The sequence below is a fragment of the Methylorubrum sp. B1-46 genome (genome assembly GCF_021117295.1).
GTDB lineage: Bacteria > Pseudomonadota > Alphaproteobacteria > Rhizobiales > Beijerinckiaceae > Methylobacterium.
In genome coordinates this window covers 1,542,501-1,557,500 of record NZ_CP088247.1, presented here as the reverse complement: position 1 = coordinate 1,557,500, position 15,000 = coordinate 1,542,501, and the positions used below count along the sequence as shown (strand labels likewise).

At 69.6% G+C, this 15,000-nt stretch carries 17 protein-coding genes (2 of these 17 running past the window's edge); 10 read left to right on the top strand and 7 right to left on the bottom strand.

Features of this window, described 5'->3' with window-relative positions; genetic code table 11:
- Positions 1-1,155 carry the 3' portion of an AarF/ABC1/UbiB kinase family protein gene (locus tag LPC10_RS07285; protein ID WP_108939361.1) on the top strand. It extends 477 nt beyond the left edge of the window, so 1,155 of the gene's 1,632 nt are visible here — the last part of the coding sequence; its start codon lies beyond the left edge, outside the window; the stop codon is at positions 1,153-1,155.
- 90 nt (positions 1,156-1,245) lie between these two features.
- Here the strand turns inward: LPC10_RS07285 and LPC10_RS07280 are convergent, their stop codons facing one another.
- The 3 genes from LPC10_RS07280 to LPC10_RS07270 form a co-directional block, all read right to left on the bottom strand.
- Entirely contained in the window at positions 1,246-1,425 is a 180-nt protein-coding gene (locus LPC10_RS07280; protein ID WP_012453251.1) for a hypothetical protein, read from the bottom strand.
- Between the two features lie 83 nt (positions 1,426-1,508).
- Positions 1,509-2,507, bottom strand: a complete 999-nt coding sequence (locus LPC10_RS07275; protein ID WP_231346095.1) for an SDR family oxidoreductase — start codon at positions 2,505-2,507, stop codon at positions 1,509-1,511.
- A gap of 63 nt (positions 2,508-2,570) precedes the next feature.
- A complete protein-coding gene (locus LPC10_RS07270) occupies positions 2,571-3,428 on the bottom strand; it encodes an SDR family oxidoreductase (protein ID WP_231346094.1) in 858 nt (285 codons plus the stop codon).
- 250 nt (positions 3,429-3,678) lie between these two features.
- Here LPC10_RS07270 and LPC10_RS07265 point away from each other — a divergent pair, with 250 nt between their 5' ends.
- The 6 genes from LPC10_RS07265 (at position 3,679) to LPC10_RS07240 (ending at position 8,548) form a co-directional block, all read left to right on the top strand.
- Positions 3,679-4,290, top strand: coding sequence for an aromatic acid exporter family protein (locus LPC10_RS07265; protein WP_370644672.1), 612 nt, complete (start codon positions 3,679-3,681; stop codon positions 4,288-4,290).
- 95 nt (positions 4,291-4,385) lie between these two features.
- A complete protein-coding gene (locus LPC10_RS07260) occupies positions 4,386-5,558 on the top strand; it encodes a zinc-dependent alcohol dehydrogenase (protein WP_231346092.1) in 1,173 nt (390 codons plus the stop codon).
- A 49-nt stretch (positions 5,559-5,607) separates the two neighbouring features.
- Positions 5,608-6,219, top strand: coding sequence for a cysteine hydrolase family protein (locus tag LPC10_RS07255; RefSeq protein ID WP_231346985.1), 612 nt, complete (start codon positions 5,608-5,610; stop codon positions 6,217-6,219).
- A gap of 159 nt (positions 6,220-6,378) precedes the next feature.
- Positions 6,379-7,383 (top strand): SDR family oxidoreductase, encoded by a 1,005-nt coding sequence (locus LPC10_RS07250; protein WP_231346091.1) that lies wholly within the window; start codon positions 6,379-6,381, stop codon positions 7,381-7,383.
- 153 nt (positions 7,384-7,536) lie between these two features.
- On the top strand, positions 7,537-7,788 hold the full coding sequence (locus LPC10_RS07245) for a hypothetical protein (RefSeq protein ID WP_231346090.1): 252 nt from the start codon (positions 7,537-7,539) through the stop codon (positions 7,786-7,788).
- A gap of 379 nt (positions 7,789-8,167) precedes the next feature.
- On the top strand, positions 8,168-8,548 hold the full coding sequence (locus LPC10_RS07240) for a hypothetical protein (RefSeq protein WP_231346089.1): 381 nt from the start codon (positions 8,168-8,170) through the stop codon (positions 8,546-8,548).
- Between the two features lie 74 nt (positions 8,549-8,622).
- On the opposite strand, the gene LPC10_RS07235 is transcribed toward LPC10_RS07240, so the two are convergent.
- From LPC10_RS07235 to LPC10_RS07220, 4 genes are all read right to left on the bottom strand, one after another.
- Positions 8,623-8,985: an STAS/SEC14 domain-containing protein gene (locus LPC10_RS07235; protein ID WP_096483923.1), complete on the bottom strand. Its 363-nt coding sequence runs from the start codon at positions 8,983-8,985 to the stop codon at positions 8,623-8,625.
- A gap of 74 nt (positions 8,986-9,059) precedes the next feature.
- Positions 9,060-11,237, bottom strand: a complete 2,178-nt coding sequence (locus LPC10_RS07230) for a primosomal protein N' (protein WP_231346088.1) — start codon at positions 11,235-11,237, stop codon at positions 9,060-9,062.
- 83 nt (positions 11,238-11,320) lie between these two features.
- The gene (locus tag LPC10_RS07225) at positions 11,321-12,478 is read right to left on the bottom strand and encodes an MFS transporter (protein WP_231346087.1); all 1,158 of its coding nucleotides are present in this window, start codon (positions 12,476-12,478) and stop codon (positions 11,321-11,323) included.
- Between the two features lie 112 nt (positions 12,479-12,590).
- Positions 12,591-12,968, bottom strand: a complete 378-nt coding sequence (locus LPC10_RS07220; protein ID WP_231346086.1) for a tautomerase family protein — start codon at positions 12,966-12,968, stop codon at positions 12,591-12,593.
- A gap of 119 nt (positions 12,969-13,087) precedes the next feature.
- Between LPC10_RS07220 and LPC10_RS07215 the strand changes: the two genes are divergently transcribed.
- From LPC10_RS07215 to LPC10_RS07205, 3 genes are all read left to right on the top strand, one after another.
- A complete protein-coding gene (locus LPC10_RS07215; protein ID WP_231346085.1) occupies positions 13,088-13,999 on the top strand; it encodes a LysR substrate-binding domain-containing protein in 912 nt (303 codons plus the stop codon).
- Entirely contained in the window at positions 13,996-14,640 is a 645-nt protein-coding gene (locus LPC10_RS07210; protein ID WP_231346084.1) for an alpha/beta fold hydrolase, read from the top strand. The genes LPC10_RS07215 and LPC10_RS07210 overlap by 4 nt, the downstream gene beginning before the upstream one ends.
- A gap of 219 nt (positions 14,641-14,859) precedes the next feature.
- Positions 14,860-15,000, top strand: the 5' end (the start) of a protein-coding gene (locus LPC10_RS07205) for a complex I NDUFA9 subunit family protein (protein WP_231346083.1). 1,029 nt of this gene lie beyond the right edge of the window; only the first 141 of its 1,170 coding nucleotides appear in the window; its start codon is at positions 14,860-14,862; its stop codon lies beyond the right edge, outside the window.

The window sequence follows — 15,000 nt, the reverse complement described above, 5'->3', positions numbered from 1 at the left end:
CTGCGCAAGATCATCGAGGCGGACCTGCGACTGATGGCGCACGGCGCCCGCATCGTCGAGGCGGAGTGGCCGGAGATGGCCCGCTATCAGCCTCAGGAGCAGATGCGCCACCTCGCCAACGGCCTCAACGGTGAGCTCGACTTGCTCAACGAGGCCCGCAACTGCGAGATGATCGCCGAAATCTTCGCCGGGCGCGACGACATCGTCATCCCGAAGATTTTCTGGGAGTGGTGTTCCGAGCGGGTGCTCGTCCAAGAGTTCATCCACGGCGTCTCGCCCAACGACGCCGCCGCGCTGCGGGCGATGGGAGCGGACAAGAAGGCGCTGGCCCAGAAGGGCTGCGACGCCTTCCTGCGCATGGCGCTGATCGAGGGCGTGTTCCATGCCGACCCGCATCCCGGCAACCTGCTGATCCTGCCCGACAACCGGATCGGCTTCATCGATTTCGGCATCGTCGGCCGGCTGTCGCAGAAGCGGCGCCAGCAGCTTCTGGTGCTGATCGGCGCCATGCTCAAACAGGATGTCGATGGCCTGATGGCCACGCTCCTCGACTGGACCGGCACGTCAAACCCGGATCTGAGCAAGCTGGAGCAATCGGCCCAGAACTTCGTCCAGGCCCATTCCTCGATCCCGCTCAATCTCGGGCTCGTGCTCACCGACTTCATGACCATGGCCCGCGAGAACGACCTCGCGATGCCGACCGATCTCGCGATCCTGTTCAAGGGACTCGTCACCGCCGATGGCGTGATGCGCCAGCTCGATCCCGGTTTCGACCTGTTCGCCGCTGCCGGCCCGACCGTGCGGGCGAGCATGCGTTCGCAATTTTCGCTTCGCGGGCTGATGCGCAAGGCGGAGTCGCTCGGGAGCGGACTCTACGGCGCGGCCTCCGAACTGCCGACGCTGATCCACCTCATGCTGGTGCGGCTCAAGCAGGGGCGCGTCACCGTCGAGATCGAGCTGAAGGGGATGGACAAGCTCGTGCGCGGCATCGAGCGCGGCGCGGCGCGGGTCGCCGTCGGCCTCGTCGTGGCGGCGTTCGCCACGCAGCTCGCCCCGCGGCTGATCGACCTCGGCACGCCGGCCTTCGTCATCATCGGCATGACGGTCGCGATGCTCGGCATCGGCTGGCTGGTGCTGCTCAGCCGCGATCGCTGAGGCGGGCGCGGGATCGGGCGCGACCTCCGCCCGAGGGCGGGGGCCGTGGCCGTCCGATCGATTCGATGGTCCGTTAAAAGCGAAGCGGGGTCAGGCCCGGACGACGGGCTTGGCCTTCAGTGCAGCGGCCAGTGCCTTGAGCTGCCGGTCGAGGTCGGCCAGTTCGTTCAGGGCGATGGTCTTGTGGCCCGCCTTGACCGCGCGCTCGATGTCGCTGACCTGCGAGGAGGCCATGCGCTTCAGTTCGGTCGCGAGTTGGTCCCTGGTCATCGGCGCTCCTTTCATCACCAGGCTCGATGGGCCGGTGATAGGGCTTCAGGCTTAACCGGGGGTTTTCTCGGCAGCCTTCGCGTTCACCGTTTCGCTCGGCCGGACCGACCACCGAGCCGGCTGCCGACGGCCAAGGCAACGCCGGCACCGAGGACGGCCACGCCGATTCCGCTCAAGGTCGAGGCCGAGGGAAGGCGTTTGCGTTCGAGCCAGCCGCCATCCGACCCCGTGCCGTCTTGGACCGGCCTGCGCAGGGCTCCGTAGGTCTTCGGAGCGGGGCGGGCACGCTCGAGAGTCCGGTTGAGGGCAAGGCCCATCAGGTGCTCGGTCGGGCCGGGCGCGAGGGCGTAGGCCACTTGAGCGGCGCGGGCGGGCCAGCCCACCGCGATCTCGTCGCGCGGATGGCGCACGACGTGGACGAGGGTCTCGGCCACCTCCTCGGACGCGTAGAGCATCGGGCCGGGGTCGAGGGTGCGGCCGGAGACGTTGGCGCCGTGCACGAAGCCCGGCGTGTCGACCATGGCCGGAAACACCGCGCAGACATGGATATGGGCGTGGCGCCGCAGTTCCTGGCGCAGGCTCGCCGAGAAGCCGCGCAGGCCGAACTTGCTCGCGGTGTAGGCGGCGGCGAACGGGGCCGGCGCCCAGCCGCCGAGCGACACCATGTTGACGAGGATGCCCCGCCCCCGTTCGAGGAAGCGGGGCAGGACGGCGTAGGCGCCGTGCATAGCGCCGAACAGGTTCACCTCGACGGTGCGGCGATGTAGGTCGAGCGGCGCGTCCTGGAACGGGCCGAACACGCCGGTGCCGGCATTGTTGATCCAGGCATCGATCCGGCCGAAGCGATCCTCTGCCGCGCAGGCCAGGGCTTCGACCGCCTCCGGATCGGTGACGTCGGTGGGCACGGCGAGCGCCGCCGGACCGATCCGGCTGCACGCCTCCGCGAGCCGGTCGAGCAGCTCCCGGCGCCGGGCCGCGACGACGACGTGCGCGCCTTCCCGCGCGAAGGCCAGTGCCGCGGCACGGCCAATGCCGCTCGATGCGCCGGCGATGACGACGACGGCTCCGTGCAGGTTCTTCAAGGCGGGCTCCCGGCGGAAGGCACCCGGCGACCCGGCCGGATGCAAAGGACGAACACCAAGGACTCAGAGGATCGGCTTGCCGCCGGTCACCGCCACCGTGGCGCCGGAGACGTAGCTCGACTCGTCGGAGGCCAGCATCACGTAGATCGGCGCGAGTTCTTTCGGCTGGCCCGGCCGCTTCATCGGCACCTGCGAGCCGAACTGCGTCACCTTCTCCGCCGGCATGGTCGAGGGGATCAGCGGGGTCCAGATCGGGCCCGGCGCGACGCAGTTCACCCGGATGCCCCGCTCGGCCAGCATCTGCGCGAGGCCGCCGGTATAGTTCTGGATCGCGCCCTTCGTGGTGGCGTAGGCCAGCAGTTGCGGGCTCGGCGTGTCGGCGTTGACCGAGGTGGTGTTGATGATGGCCGCGCCCTCGCCCATGTGCGGGAGCGCCGCCTTGGTCAGGTAGAACATCGCGTGGATGTTCACCTGGAAGGTCTTCTCCCACTCCTCGTCGGAGATCTCTTCCGGGGCGTCGAAGGTCGCTTGGTGCGCGGCGTTGTTGACGAGCACGTCGATCCGCCCGAAGGCCTCCACCGCCCGCTCGACGATGCGCCGGCAATGGGCGGCCTCGCCGATATTGCCCGGCACCAGAACCGCCTTGCGCCCCGCCTCCTCGATCAGGCGGCGCGTCTCGGCGGCGTCCTCCTCCTCGTCGAGATAGGAGATCAGCACGTCCGCACCCTCGCGGGCGAAGGCGAGCGCCACCGCGCGGCCGATGCCGGAATCCCCGCCGGTGATGATCGCCTTCTTGCCCTCTAGGCGCCCCGATCCCTTGTAGCTCGTCTCGCCGTGATCCGGCAGCGGGTCCATGGCGCGGGTCGAGCCGGGCATTGGCTGCGGCTGATCGGGGAAAGGGGGCTTGGGAAAAGCTTCCATGGGCCGGGCTCCGGTGCCGTGGGATGGAGGAGGATGCCCGGACAACCCCGCCGCACGGGTGGGGTTCGACACAGATTTGACCGGCCCTATCGGCCTCGCTCCGCGTTTCGATGCATGACAGGGGAGCTGTGGTGGCGTCTCGCGGCGGCGTCCTGCCGTCATGGTCGCGCGTCGCGGACCGATCCAAGGGGGAAGAGGGAAGAACGAACGGATGCCGGCCGACAGCGCTTCGCCTCACGAGGAGACTGAGATGGGACGAGAGCGGGCCGCCCCGGACGGTGCGCGGCAGGAGAGCGCTGCCGAGACGCGCCGGGCCGACCGCGACACCAGCCGCATCCGCTGGCTGCGGGATCAGGCCGCGCGGCTGCACAAGCGCCTGCCGCTGCGCCGCCGTCTCACCGGCGGCCTCGCGCACGGGATCATGTCGTCGGTCGCGGCGGTCGCCGCCTACCTGCCGACCCAGATGTTCGGCCTGCAGGAGGGATTCTGGGCAGCGATCACCGCGGTGGCGGTCGCCCAGACCGAGCTCGGCGCGACCCGCTCGACTGCCCGGGACCAGTTCACCGGCGCGGCGATCGGCGGCCTGATCGGGCTTGCTGCGTATCTTACCCTCGGGCCGTCGGTTCCGACCTACGCCGTGGGGGTGGTGCTGGCGATCCTCGTCTGCTGGCTCGTCAATGTGGCGAGCGCCTGCCGGCTCGCCGGCATCACCGCTACGATCATCCTCCTCGTGCCCCATCTCGGGCCGGTGGAGCGGATGGCGGGTTCGCGGGTCGTGGAAGTTGGCTGGGGCGTGTGCGTGGCCCTCGCGACCGTCTGGCTCGTGACCCGCGTGAACCGCTGGCTCGGGGTCAAATTGTAGCGTCGGACGTTCAGCGAGGAACTTGGCCGTACGCGCATGAGGTTTCCTGCGGCGATGCCCGGACGGCATCACCGGTCGAACCTCGAGGACGTCTCATGAAGGCACTGTGCTGGCACGGCAAGGGCGACATCCGCTGCGACACCGTGCCGGATCCGACGATCGAGGATTCCCGCGACGTCATCATCAAGGTCACGTCCTGCGCGATCTGCGGCTCCGACCTCCACCTGATGGACGGTCAGATGCCGACCATGAAATCGGGCGACGTGCTCGGCCACGAATTCATGGGCGAGGTTGTCGAGACTGCGCCGGGCTTCACCAAGTTCAGACCAGGCGACCGCATCGTCGTCCCCTTCAACATCAATTGCGGCGAGTGCCGCCAGTGCAAGCTCGGCAACTGGTCGGTCTGCCAGCGCTCGAACCGCAATGCCGAGATGGCGGCGGCGCAGTTCGGCTTCACCACCGCCGGCCTGTTCGGCTACTCGCACATCACCGGTGGCTACTGGGGCGGACAGGCCGAATACGTGCGCGTGCCGATGGCCGACGTGGCACCGATGAAGGTGCCCGACGGCATGGACGACGAATCCGTCCTGTTCCTCACCGACATCCTGCCGACCGGCTGGCAGGGCGCCGAGCATTGCGAGATCAAGGGCGGCGAGATCATCGCTGTGTGGGGCGCGGGGCCCGTCGGGCTGTTCGCGATCCAGTCGGCCCAGATCATGGGCGCCGAGCGGATCATTGCGATCGACACCGTGCCCGAGCGCCTGGCGCTCGCCCGGAAGTACGGCGCGACCGATATCATCGACTTCGCCAAGGAGGACGTGTTCGAGCGGATCAAGGAGATCAGCCGGGGCGAGGGGGCCGATGGTGTGATCGACTGCGTCGGCATGGAAGCGAGCGCCGGCCACGGCGTCTCCAGCCTGATCTCGACGCTGCAGGAGAAGCTGACCTCGACCGAGCGGCCCTACGCGCTGATGGAGGCGATCCGCGCGGTGCGGCCCTGCGGCATCGTCTCTGTGCCCGGCGTCTACGGTGGACCGATCCCGCTCAACATGGGCGCGATCGTGCAGAAGGGCCTGACCATGAAGAGCGGTCAGACCCACGTGAAGCGCTACCTCGAACCGCTGACCAAGCTGATCCAGCAGGGCAAGTTCGACACCGCCTCGCTGATCACCCACCGCTCTACCGACCTCGCGGACGGGCCCGATCTGTACAAGACCTTCCGCGACAAGAAGGACGGCTGCGTGAAGGTCGTCTTCCACCCGAACTGAGCCCGAGAGATTGAAAAAGAAAGGTTTGGAGCGAGTCATGGCGGGCGAGATGGCGGGCAAGGACGGCCTGAAATTCGGTGAACTCGGCTCACGGGCTGCGCATCTCTGCGTCGACGCGCAGCGGATGTTTGCCGAGGAGACCGACTGGCACACGCCTTGGCTCGCCCGCATCCTGCCCAACATCGAGCGTCTTACCGCCGCCCGTCCGGAGCGGACGGTGTTCACCCGCTTCGTGCCGATCCGTTCGGCCGAGGAGGGGCGGGGGGCGTGGCAGCGCTACTACGAGCACTGGCCGAAGATGACCCTCGACGCGCTCGGGCCTGAGATGGTCGAGCTGGTGCCGAGCCTGATCCGGTTCGCGCCGCCGGCCAAGGTCGTCGATAAGCTCGTCTACTCGCCGTGGATGAAGCCCGATCTGGAGCGGATGCTGGAGGCGGAGGCCATCGACACCCTCGTGGTGACAGGGGGCGAGACCGATGTCTGCGTGCTCGCTACCATCCTCGGCGCGGTCGATCGCGGCTACCGCGTCATCGTCGCTTGCGACGCGGTCTGCTCGTCGGCCGACCAGACCTACGACGCGATGATGTTCCTCTATCAGAGCCGATTCGGCGAGCAGATCGAGACGGCGCCGACCGCGGAGATCCTGGACGCTTGGCGCTGACTTCGGCGCTTACTTCGCGGCCGACCGACGGCGATCCGGCACCGCTCTCCTGAAACCGGGGAAACTGAGCCGTTCGCGGCCGGGTTCACCGGCTGACAACCTTCGGGATAAGGCCTGCGTGTAGGGCTCCCGATCATCCCGTGATCACAGGAGACGTGCATGCCGAGCGCTGCCAAGAAGCCGCTGGACCGGCAGGTCATCGTCATCACCGGCGCCTCCAGCGGCATCGGGCTCGCGACCGCGCGCATGGCTGCGGCGCGTGGTGCCCGGGTCGTGCTCGCCGCCCGCAACCGGGAGGCGCTGGCCGAGATCCGGGCGGAGATCGAACGGCAGGGCGGCGAGGCGCTCGACGTCGTCACCGATGTCTCGGAACGCGCGCAGGTCGAAGCCCTGGCCCGCGCTGCGATCGACTGCTACGGCCGCATCGACACCTGGGTGAACGATGCCGGGCTCTCGATCATCGGACGGCTCGAAGAGGTCGAGGACGGTGATCACCGGCGCCTGTTCGACGTGAATTTCTGGGGTGTCGTCTACGGCTCGCTGGTGGCGCTGCCGCACCTCAAGGCGAGCGGCGGCACGCTGATCAATCTCGGCAGCGTCGCCTCCGACGTCGCGTTCCCGCTCCAGGGCATGTACAGCGCCAGCAAGCACGCCATCAAAGGCTTCACCGACTCCCTGCGCATCGAGCTGAAGGAGGAGGGGGCGCCGGTCGCGGTTACGCTGATCAAGCCGGCGGCGATCGATACGCCCTTCCCGGCGCACGCCCGCAACTACACCGACCGTGAGCCGAAGCTGCCCCCGCCGGTCTACCGCACGGAGGAGGTCGCCGAGGCGATTGTCCACGCGGCCGTGCATCCGCGCCGCGACATCTATATCGGCGGCGGCGGGCGGATCATGAGCGCGGCTCAGGCCGTGGCGCCGCGGGTGTTCGACACGGTCGGAAGCAGCATGGCCGGCCTGCAGCAGCGCGACGAGCCGCCCCGCCGTCCCGAGGGATCGCTCTACCGGGCGGGCGTCGGCGGCCGTACCGCCGGAAGCCATCCGGGCTACGTGATGCGGCGTAGCCTCTACACGCGCGGCGCGCTCCACCCGCTCACCACCGCCGCCGTGGTCGCCGGCATCGGTCTCGCCGCCGCGAGTCTCATCGGTGGCAGCCGCCGCTGATTCCCGAACCGCCGCAGGCGGGGGCGCGGGATCGAGCTCCGCCGCCTGCTCCGACGCGGCGTGACGCCCGCTGCATCTTCGCCGAACCGTCATCCACTTTCGCGACGATGCGCCCGAGCCGCATCGACATGGATGCACCGAGGGGGAGCCGACGTGGCGAGTCTTGAGAGAACCCTCGATACCTTTTCAGCGCTGCTCGCCTCCGAGCAGCCGGCCCAGGTCGGCGAGGCGGACGAGGCAATCTGGGCCTACTTGGCCGCGCATGACGGCCTCGACGCCCAGGTGCGCGCCCTCGGCCGCCTCGAGCAGGGCGTGGACGGGCTCGACGCGTCGTCCGCCTTCATGCCGATCCTGCACGACGCCCTCGACCGCCACCGGGCCAGGCTGACCGAACCCTCCGCCTGAACGAGGCCGATGCCTCGGCTTGTGCTGCCTCTCGCAGCCATGATGAGCGCGGCCCGGATCGAGCAAGCGTCACTGTTCGGCGCCCCCGGTGACTGATCTTGGCTGTTTCATTCAAGGAATGAGACTCAGGCCGGAAGCTTGGCAAAGTTGCGCTTGCAACACTGCGGTGCGCGAAAGCCACAGAATTCGGAACTTCTTCGTCATCAGCGCGTAATTTGTTCCACCAGCAGCCGTGACTTGTCGACAACCGAGGCATCGGTTGCCGTCATATTCTCGCCTTCTGTTCACGTAGAGTGCGGGCATCTCACAGATCGACGGTACGGACAGCGCGGGCGACGGCGCACCGTACGTTCACCCTCGTCGCTGAGCTGGATCACGCATGCCCAAATTCGCCCTCACCGCCGCTCTGGCCGCCGCGCTCGTCTCGCCGGCGATGGCGGGGGATTTCGACGGGACATGGTCGGTTCAACTCGTGACCGAAAGCGGCCTGTGCGATGCCCAGTACAGCTACACCCTCGCTGTGCGGGACGGGCAGGTCCGTCCGATCGCAAACGCCGCCTCGGGCAGTGCGACGGTGACCGGCCGCGTCGGGGCCGGTGGCGATGTGGGCCTCAATGTCGCGACGGCGGCCGCGAACGGCACCGCCTCGGGTCAGCTCCAGGCGCGCGGAGGCTCCGGAACCTGGCGTGTCTCCGGCGGCCTCTGCACCGGCCGCTGGATGGCCAAGCGCCACACGGTCCGCACCGCCTCGGCCGAGTGAGACGGCAGGTCTTTCAGATTTTGAGGGGCGGGCCCGAAAGGCCCGCCCTTTTTCTTGCGGGAGCGATCCGTCGCTCAGACCGCCGCTTCGAGCCAGGTCCGCGCTTCGCCGATGCGGGCGCGCTCGAACACCTTGATCTGCACCGGCGAGACGAAGCCGAAGGTCTCGGCTACGGCGCGCAGCCAGGTCGCGTCGGTGACGAGCGCCACGTGGCTCACGCCCTTCATCATCGAGATGCCGAAGCGGGGATCCTTGAAGAAGGCCGCCGGCTCCATGCCCTCGAAGCTGCGGATGTCCTCCAGGAGCTTTAGACGGCCGCCCTTGTCGAGGTCCGCCTTCATCGCGGTCATCACCGCGTTCATCTCCTCGTCGGAGATCTTTCCATCGACGACGATCTCGGCGATCGCGGAATCGGGCTTCTTCTCATAGGTCAGCAAGGCGCGGCGCTCCTCGAATGAGCCGAGGGCCAGAGACCGAGAGAGGACCTCGAGCCGGCGGCGAAGGACGCCGATTATAGAAAGCTCTGCGGGTCCACGTCGATTGCGACCTTGAGGTTACCCCGCGGCTTCGGTCCGCGGGCCAGCCAGTCCCGCAGATAGCTCTGCACGTCGATGCCCCGCTCGGTCTTCACCAGAAGCCGGAAGCGCCAGCGCCCGCGCACCAGAGCGAGCGGCGCCTCGGCCGGGCCGAGCACGCTGACGCCGGCCGGTGGATCGGCGACCCGCGCGAGCGCCTGACCATGCGCCTCGGCCTTCTCCCGCTCTTCGCCGGAGACGATCAGCGCCGCGAGCCGCCCGAACGGCGGCAGCCCCGCCGCCTCGCGGGCCCAGATCTCCTCCTCGTAGAACCGGTCGGCATCGCCCGAGAGCAACGCGGCGATGACCGGATGCTCGGGCTGGTAGGTCTGGACCAAGGCCCGCCCCGGCCGCTCGCCGCGTCCCGCGCGCCCCGTCACCTGCTGCAGGAGCTGGAAGGTGCGCTCGGCGGCGCGCGGATCGCCGGAGGTGAGACCGATATCGGCGTCGAGCACGCCCACCAGTGTCAGGTGCGGAAAATTGTGGCCCTTGGCCACGAGCTGCGTGCCGATGACGATGTCGCATTCGCCCGCCGCCACGGTCTCGAGTTCCTGGCGCAGCCGCTCCGCCCCGCCGGGGAAATCGCTCGATAAGACGACGATGCGCTGCTCGGGAAACAGCTCGGTCACCTCCTCGGCGATCCGCTCGACGCCGGGCCCGCAGGGCGTGAGATGGTCGAAGGCGCCGCACTCGGTACAGGCCTCGGGCTTGCGCTCGGCGTAGCCGCATTGATGGCAGACCAGCGCCCGGCGGAAGCGGTGCTCGACGAGCCAAGTCGAGCAGTTGCGGCACTGGTAGCGGTGGCCGCAGGCGCGACACAGGGTGAGCGGCGCGTAGCCCCGGCGGTTGAGGAACAGCAGCGCCTGATCGCCCGCCGCCAGCGTCGATTTCACCGCGTTCACCATCGGCGGCGACAGGAAGCGCCCGCGCTCAGGCTTGTCGAGGCGCATGTCGATCGCCGCGATGTCGGGCAGCGGCCGTCCGCCGAACCGGCCGGGGAGCGCGACGTGGCGGTAGCGCCCGCTCTGCGCGTTGACTCGCGACTCGATCGAAGGGGTGGCCGAGGCCAGCACCACCGGACAGCCCTCGATCTTGCCGCGCACCACCGCCATGTCGCGGGCGTGATAGTGGACGCCGTCCTCCTGCTTATAGGCGGTCTCGTGCTCCTCATCGACGACGATGAGGCCGAGATTCTTGAATGGCAGGAACAGGGCCGAGCGGGCGCCGACCACCACCGAGACCTCCCCCGCGGCCACGCCCGCCCGCAACCGTTCGCGGCGTCGGCCGCCGATACCGGAATGCCAGGTGGCCGGCCGCACGCCGAAGCGGCCTGCGAAGCGATCGAGGAACTGCGCGGTGAGCGCGATTTCCGGCATCAGCACCAGCGCCTGCCGGCCCTGCCGCACGCATTCGGCGACCGCCTCGAAATAAACCTCGGTCTTGCCCGAGCCGGTGACGCCTTCGAGGAGGATGGTCTCTCCGGTCACCGTTTCCTTCGGAGAGGGGGCGCTGGCGATCAGAGCATGCGCCGCCTCCGCCTGCGCGTCCGAGAGCGGCACCCGCGGATGGTCCGGGTCCGGCGGCAGGGCTACGGGCTCGGGCATCAGCGCCACCGTCTCCAGCGCGCCGTCGTCGATCAGCCCATCGACCACGCTGAGCGAGACGCCGGCCTCCTTGGCGAGCGCGCTCTTGCCCCGCACTGCCCCGTCGGCGGCCACGGCCATCACCTTGCCGCGGGCGGGCGTCTGGCGGGACGGCGGCCGGCCGGAGGGGCGCACGCCGATGCGCGGCGCCTCGTTGCGGGCGGTCTCGTCGGGGAGCCGCAGGGCCATGGCGAGCGCCGAGCCCTTCGGCGCCAGGGTGTAGCGGGCAAGCCAATCGACCAGCTTGCGCAGGGAATCCGAGAGCGGCGGCGCTTCGACCCGACTCGTCACCGGCCGCAGATTGCCGCCGGACGCCCGCTCGTCGAGCCCCCAGACCACGCCGATCGTCTCGCGCGGGCCGAGCGGCACCTGCACGATGTCACCCTCGGCGAGGGTGAGCCCGGCCGGCACCGCGTAGCTGTAGGCGGTGTCGAGCGCGAGCGGGATCAGGATGTCGGCGACGACGGGCATGGAATCACGAGAGCGGCCTGATTTGTTCTATATATGTCCCAGCGCGCGAAGGCGAATGTCTTCGTGCCGCTCGGACATTCGGCTTATCGGACGTTCGAGAGCCCGCGCGCAACGGGAACGGCCGAGAGGCTCACCGCGGCCATCACCCAGAAGCCTCCCGTGCCGAACCGGGCATAGAGCCAGCCGGCCAGCAGCGTCATAAGCGCCGAGGCGAGGCCGAGCCCGAACGTGCCGTAGAGGGTCAGCGCGGTCGCCCGGCGGCGATCCGGCACGATCTGCGCGATCAACTGCAGGCAGGCGAGGTGCAGGAGCCCGAAGGTGAGCCCGTGCAGCGCCTGGATCGCGAAGAGGGCGGGCAGCCAGGTGGTCTGTGCCTGCACCGCCCAGCGCAGCGCTCCCGCGAGGGCCGCCAGCACCAGCGATCGCGCGGGGCCGATCCGCGCCACGAGCCGCGGCCCGAGCCAGAGGAACACCAGCACCTCCGCCGCGACTGCTTCCGCCCAGAGCAGGCCCGCCATCCGAGGCGCAAGGGACGCCGCCTGCCAGACGATGACGGCGAAGGCGTCGTGCATGGCATGCGCCCCGATCACCAGGGCAGCGGCGAGGATGAGCCGGCGGAAACGCGCATCCCCGGCAAGCACCGCGAACCCGCCCTCTGCTGTCTCGGCCGGCGGTACGGGAGCGGAGGTCACCGGCAGGTGCAGCGTCAACGCTGCGCCGATGGCGAACAGCGCGCCGCAGGTGAGCGGACCGACACCGTGACCGACGATTCCGATGAGATGGCCGGTGAGGATCGTGGTCGCGATGAAGGCGGCCGAGCCGGCGGCGCGGATGCGACCGTACTCGGCGCCGTCGCGGCCGTCGGCGAGCACCATCGCATCGGCCAGGGGCGCGAGCGGCGCGCTCGCCGCCGCCTGCGCCAGGGCGAGGGCGAGCAGCACGACAAAGCCGTGACCGCCGAGGAACGCGAGGGTCAGGGCCGCCGAGAGGGCGAGCCCTCCGGCCAGGAAGGTGCGCACCGCGCCGAACCGGTCGGCGAGCCGACCTGCCAGCGGCCCAGCGGCGAGCCGCACCAGCATCGCGGCCGACAGCAGCGTCCCGATCTCGCCCGGTCCGAGTCCCTGCGTCTCGAGAAAGGCCGGCAGGAAGGGCGAGAGCGCACCGTAGCCACCGTAGAGTGCGGCGTAGAGCAGGAGGAGCCGGTTGACCGACGCGCTGTGCCGTTCCCCTGCCGCCGACACACCGCGCCCCGCTGCGAATCTCCGATGCGAAGATGCCAGGGAACCGGCGTGGATCGAAGCGCGGCCCGCCGCTCCTTCCCGGACCCGACCTGATCAGGGCGGCAGCGTTCGGCTATCTCCGCGCCGCCTGCGTGAGGCCGCCATAGCCCCAGGCATCGGCCGGAACCTCCTGCACGACGACGTAGGTCGCCAGCGGCAACGGTCCGGGCAGCGTCCGCACCAGCAGGTCATGGGCGGCGGCCACGAATTGCGCCTTCTCCTCCGCCGTGTTGGTGCCCTGCGTCACCCGGGCCTCGACATGCGCCGCCGGCGCCACCGCCGCGCCGCCGACGGACCAGCCGCCGGCCGGTGCCGGTTCGACCAGGACGGCAGTGAGATCCGCCCGCTTGCCGAGCACCGCAGCCATCAGGGCGGTGATCCCCCGTTGGAGATCCGCGACGATGTCGGGCCCGGTCTCAAGACCGGCGATCGTGAGTCTGACGAAGGGCATGGCGCGCTCCTCTTGCCTGTGACGGCGGCCGATCCGCCGTTGACGCCCGCGATTGAACCGCGCAGCATCGTTCAGGAAAATCGCGTAGTTCTCTTCACACGCTTCGGAAAAACTGAACGATGGCGGCGCTGCCGGTGAATCTCGACATGGATGTGCTGCGCACCTTCGTGACCGGGATCGACCTCGGCAGCTTCGCCAAAGCCGCCGACCGCCTCGGACGCTCGCCCTCGGCGATCAGCCTGCAGATGCGCAAGTTGGAGGATCAGGTCGGCCAGACGCTACTGCGCCGGAATGGCCGGGGCCTCGCGTTGACCGAGCCGGGCGAGATGTTGCTGGGCTATGCCCGTCGCCTCCTCGATCTCAATGATGCGGCGGTGAGCGCCGTCGCAGCACCCGCCTTGTCCGGCTCGGTCCGCCTCGGCCTGCCCCAGGATTTCACCGAGACCGGGCTGCCGACCGTGCTCGCCCGCTTCGCCCGGCTGCACCCGGCCGTGCGGGTCGAGGTGCATGTCGAGCGCGACGCCGTCCTGCGGTCCGAGTTGGAGACCGGCCACCTCGACCTCGCGCTGGTCTGGGACGCGACCGGCGCGGCGGGGGAGGGAAGCCTGGTCGCGCACCTGCCCCTGGTCTGGATCGGACCGCGCGCGGGAGTGGTGGGCGCAGCCCATCGCCCGTTACCGCATCCTTTGCCGCTCGCGCTGTTCGGGCCACCCTGCCTGTTCCGCCACGCCGCGCTCAAGGCCCTTGATGCGGCCGGCATTCCCTGGCGCGTCGCCTTCAGCAGCCCTGGTCTCGCAGGTCTATGGGCGGCGGTGGCCGCCGGCCTCGGCGTGACCCTGCGCACCCCGCACGGGCTGCCGCCGTCGCTGCGGCCCCTCGATCCGGACGAGGCCGGTCTGCCGCCGCTGCCGAGCCTGCACCTGCGCTTGGTTCGCGGCATGGGTGGCACCGATCCGGCGGTCGAGCGCTTCGCCGAACTCCTCCGCGAGACGCTGGCCGAGACCACGCGCGTGGTGGCCCCGCTTCCGTGAGCGAGGGCGTCCTCCTCTTGCACGGCATCGCTCGCCGGGCCGCCTCGCTGCGCTCCCTGGAGCGGCGGTTGACGGCCGAGGGCTACGCCACGCTCAATCTCGATTATCCGGCTCGACGGCTGGGACTGGCCGACATCGCCGAGACGATCGCGCCCGCGATCCTGGGGTTCGCCGACACCGTGAGCCGTCTTCACCTCGTCACCCATTCCATGGGTGGTCTCGTCGCCCGCGTGCTCTTGGCCCGGCACCGGCCCGAAAGTCTCGGGCGCGTGGTGATGCTCGGGCCGCCCAACGGCGGCAGCGAGGTCGCCGACGCGCTCCACCGCCTCGCGCCCTACCGCCGTGTCTTCGGTCCGGCCGGCGCCGAACTCGTGACTTCGCGCGGGACAGTCCAGGAGCGTCTATTCGGCATGGTCGATTACCCGCTCGGCGTCATCGCTGGCCGCCGCAGCCTCTATCCTCTGGCTTCCCTCCTGCTGCCGGGGCCGAACGACGGACGCGTCACCGTCGCGCGCACCCGCGTCGAGGGCATGACCGACCACATCGTGCTCCCGGTCGCGCACCCGACGATGATGTGGAACCGGCGGGTTCAGGCCGAGACCGTCCATTTCCTGCGCGAGGGCCGCTTCGGTGATCGGTGAGGAATCGCCACGCGGGTCGAGGCGCCGCAATGAGCCGGCAACCAAGCTCTGGAACGATCGGCGATCGCTTCCATTTTCCTTGTGCCGGCAGGCTGCCCTCGCCTTCAAACTGGTCTAAGGAGCGTGCTGCCGACGGTCGCGCTCCGGGGCGCGTCGGCCGTGCGGTCTTTCTGCCGCCCGCCTCGACGTGTCACCCGAGAAGAGGGGCCACCATCGGCCATGAGCAGCCTCGTCACCGCGCCCGGCGCTACGACCCGTCCGCAATCGCAGCTCGTGACCGTGTTCGGCGGGTCCGGCTTCCTCGGGCGCCACGTGGTGCGGTCCCTGGCCAAGCGCGGTTACCGCATCCGCGTCGCCGTG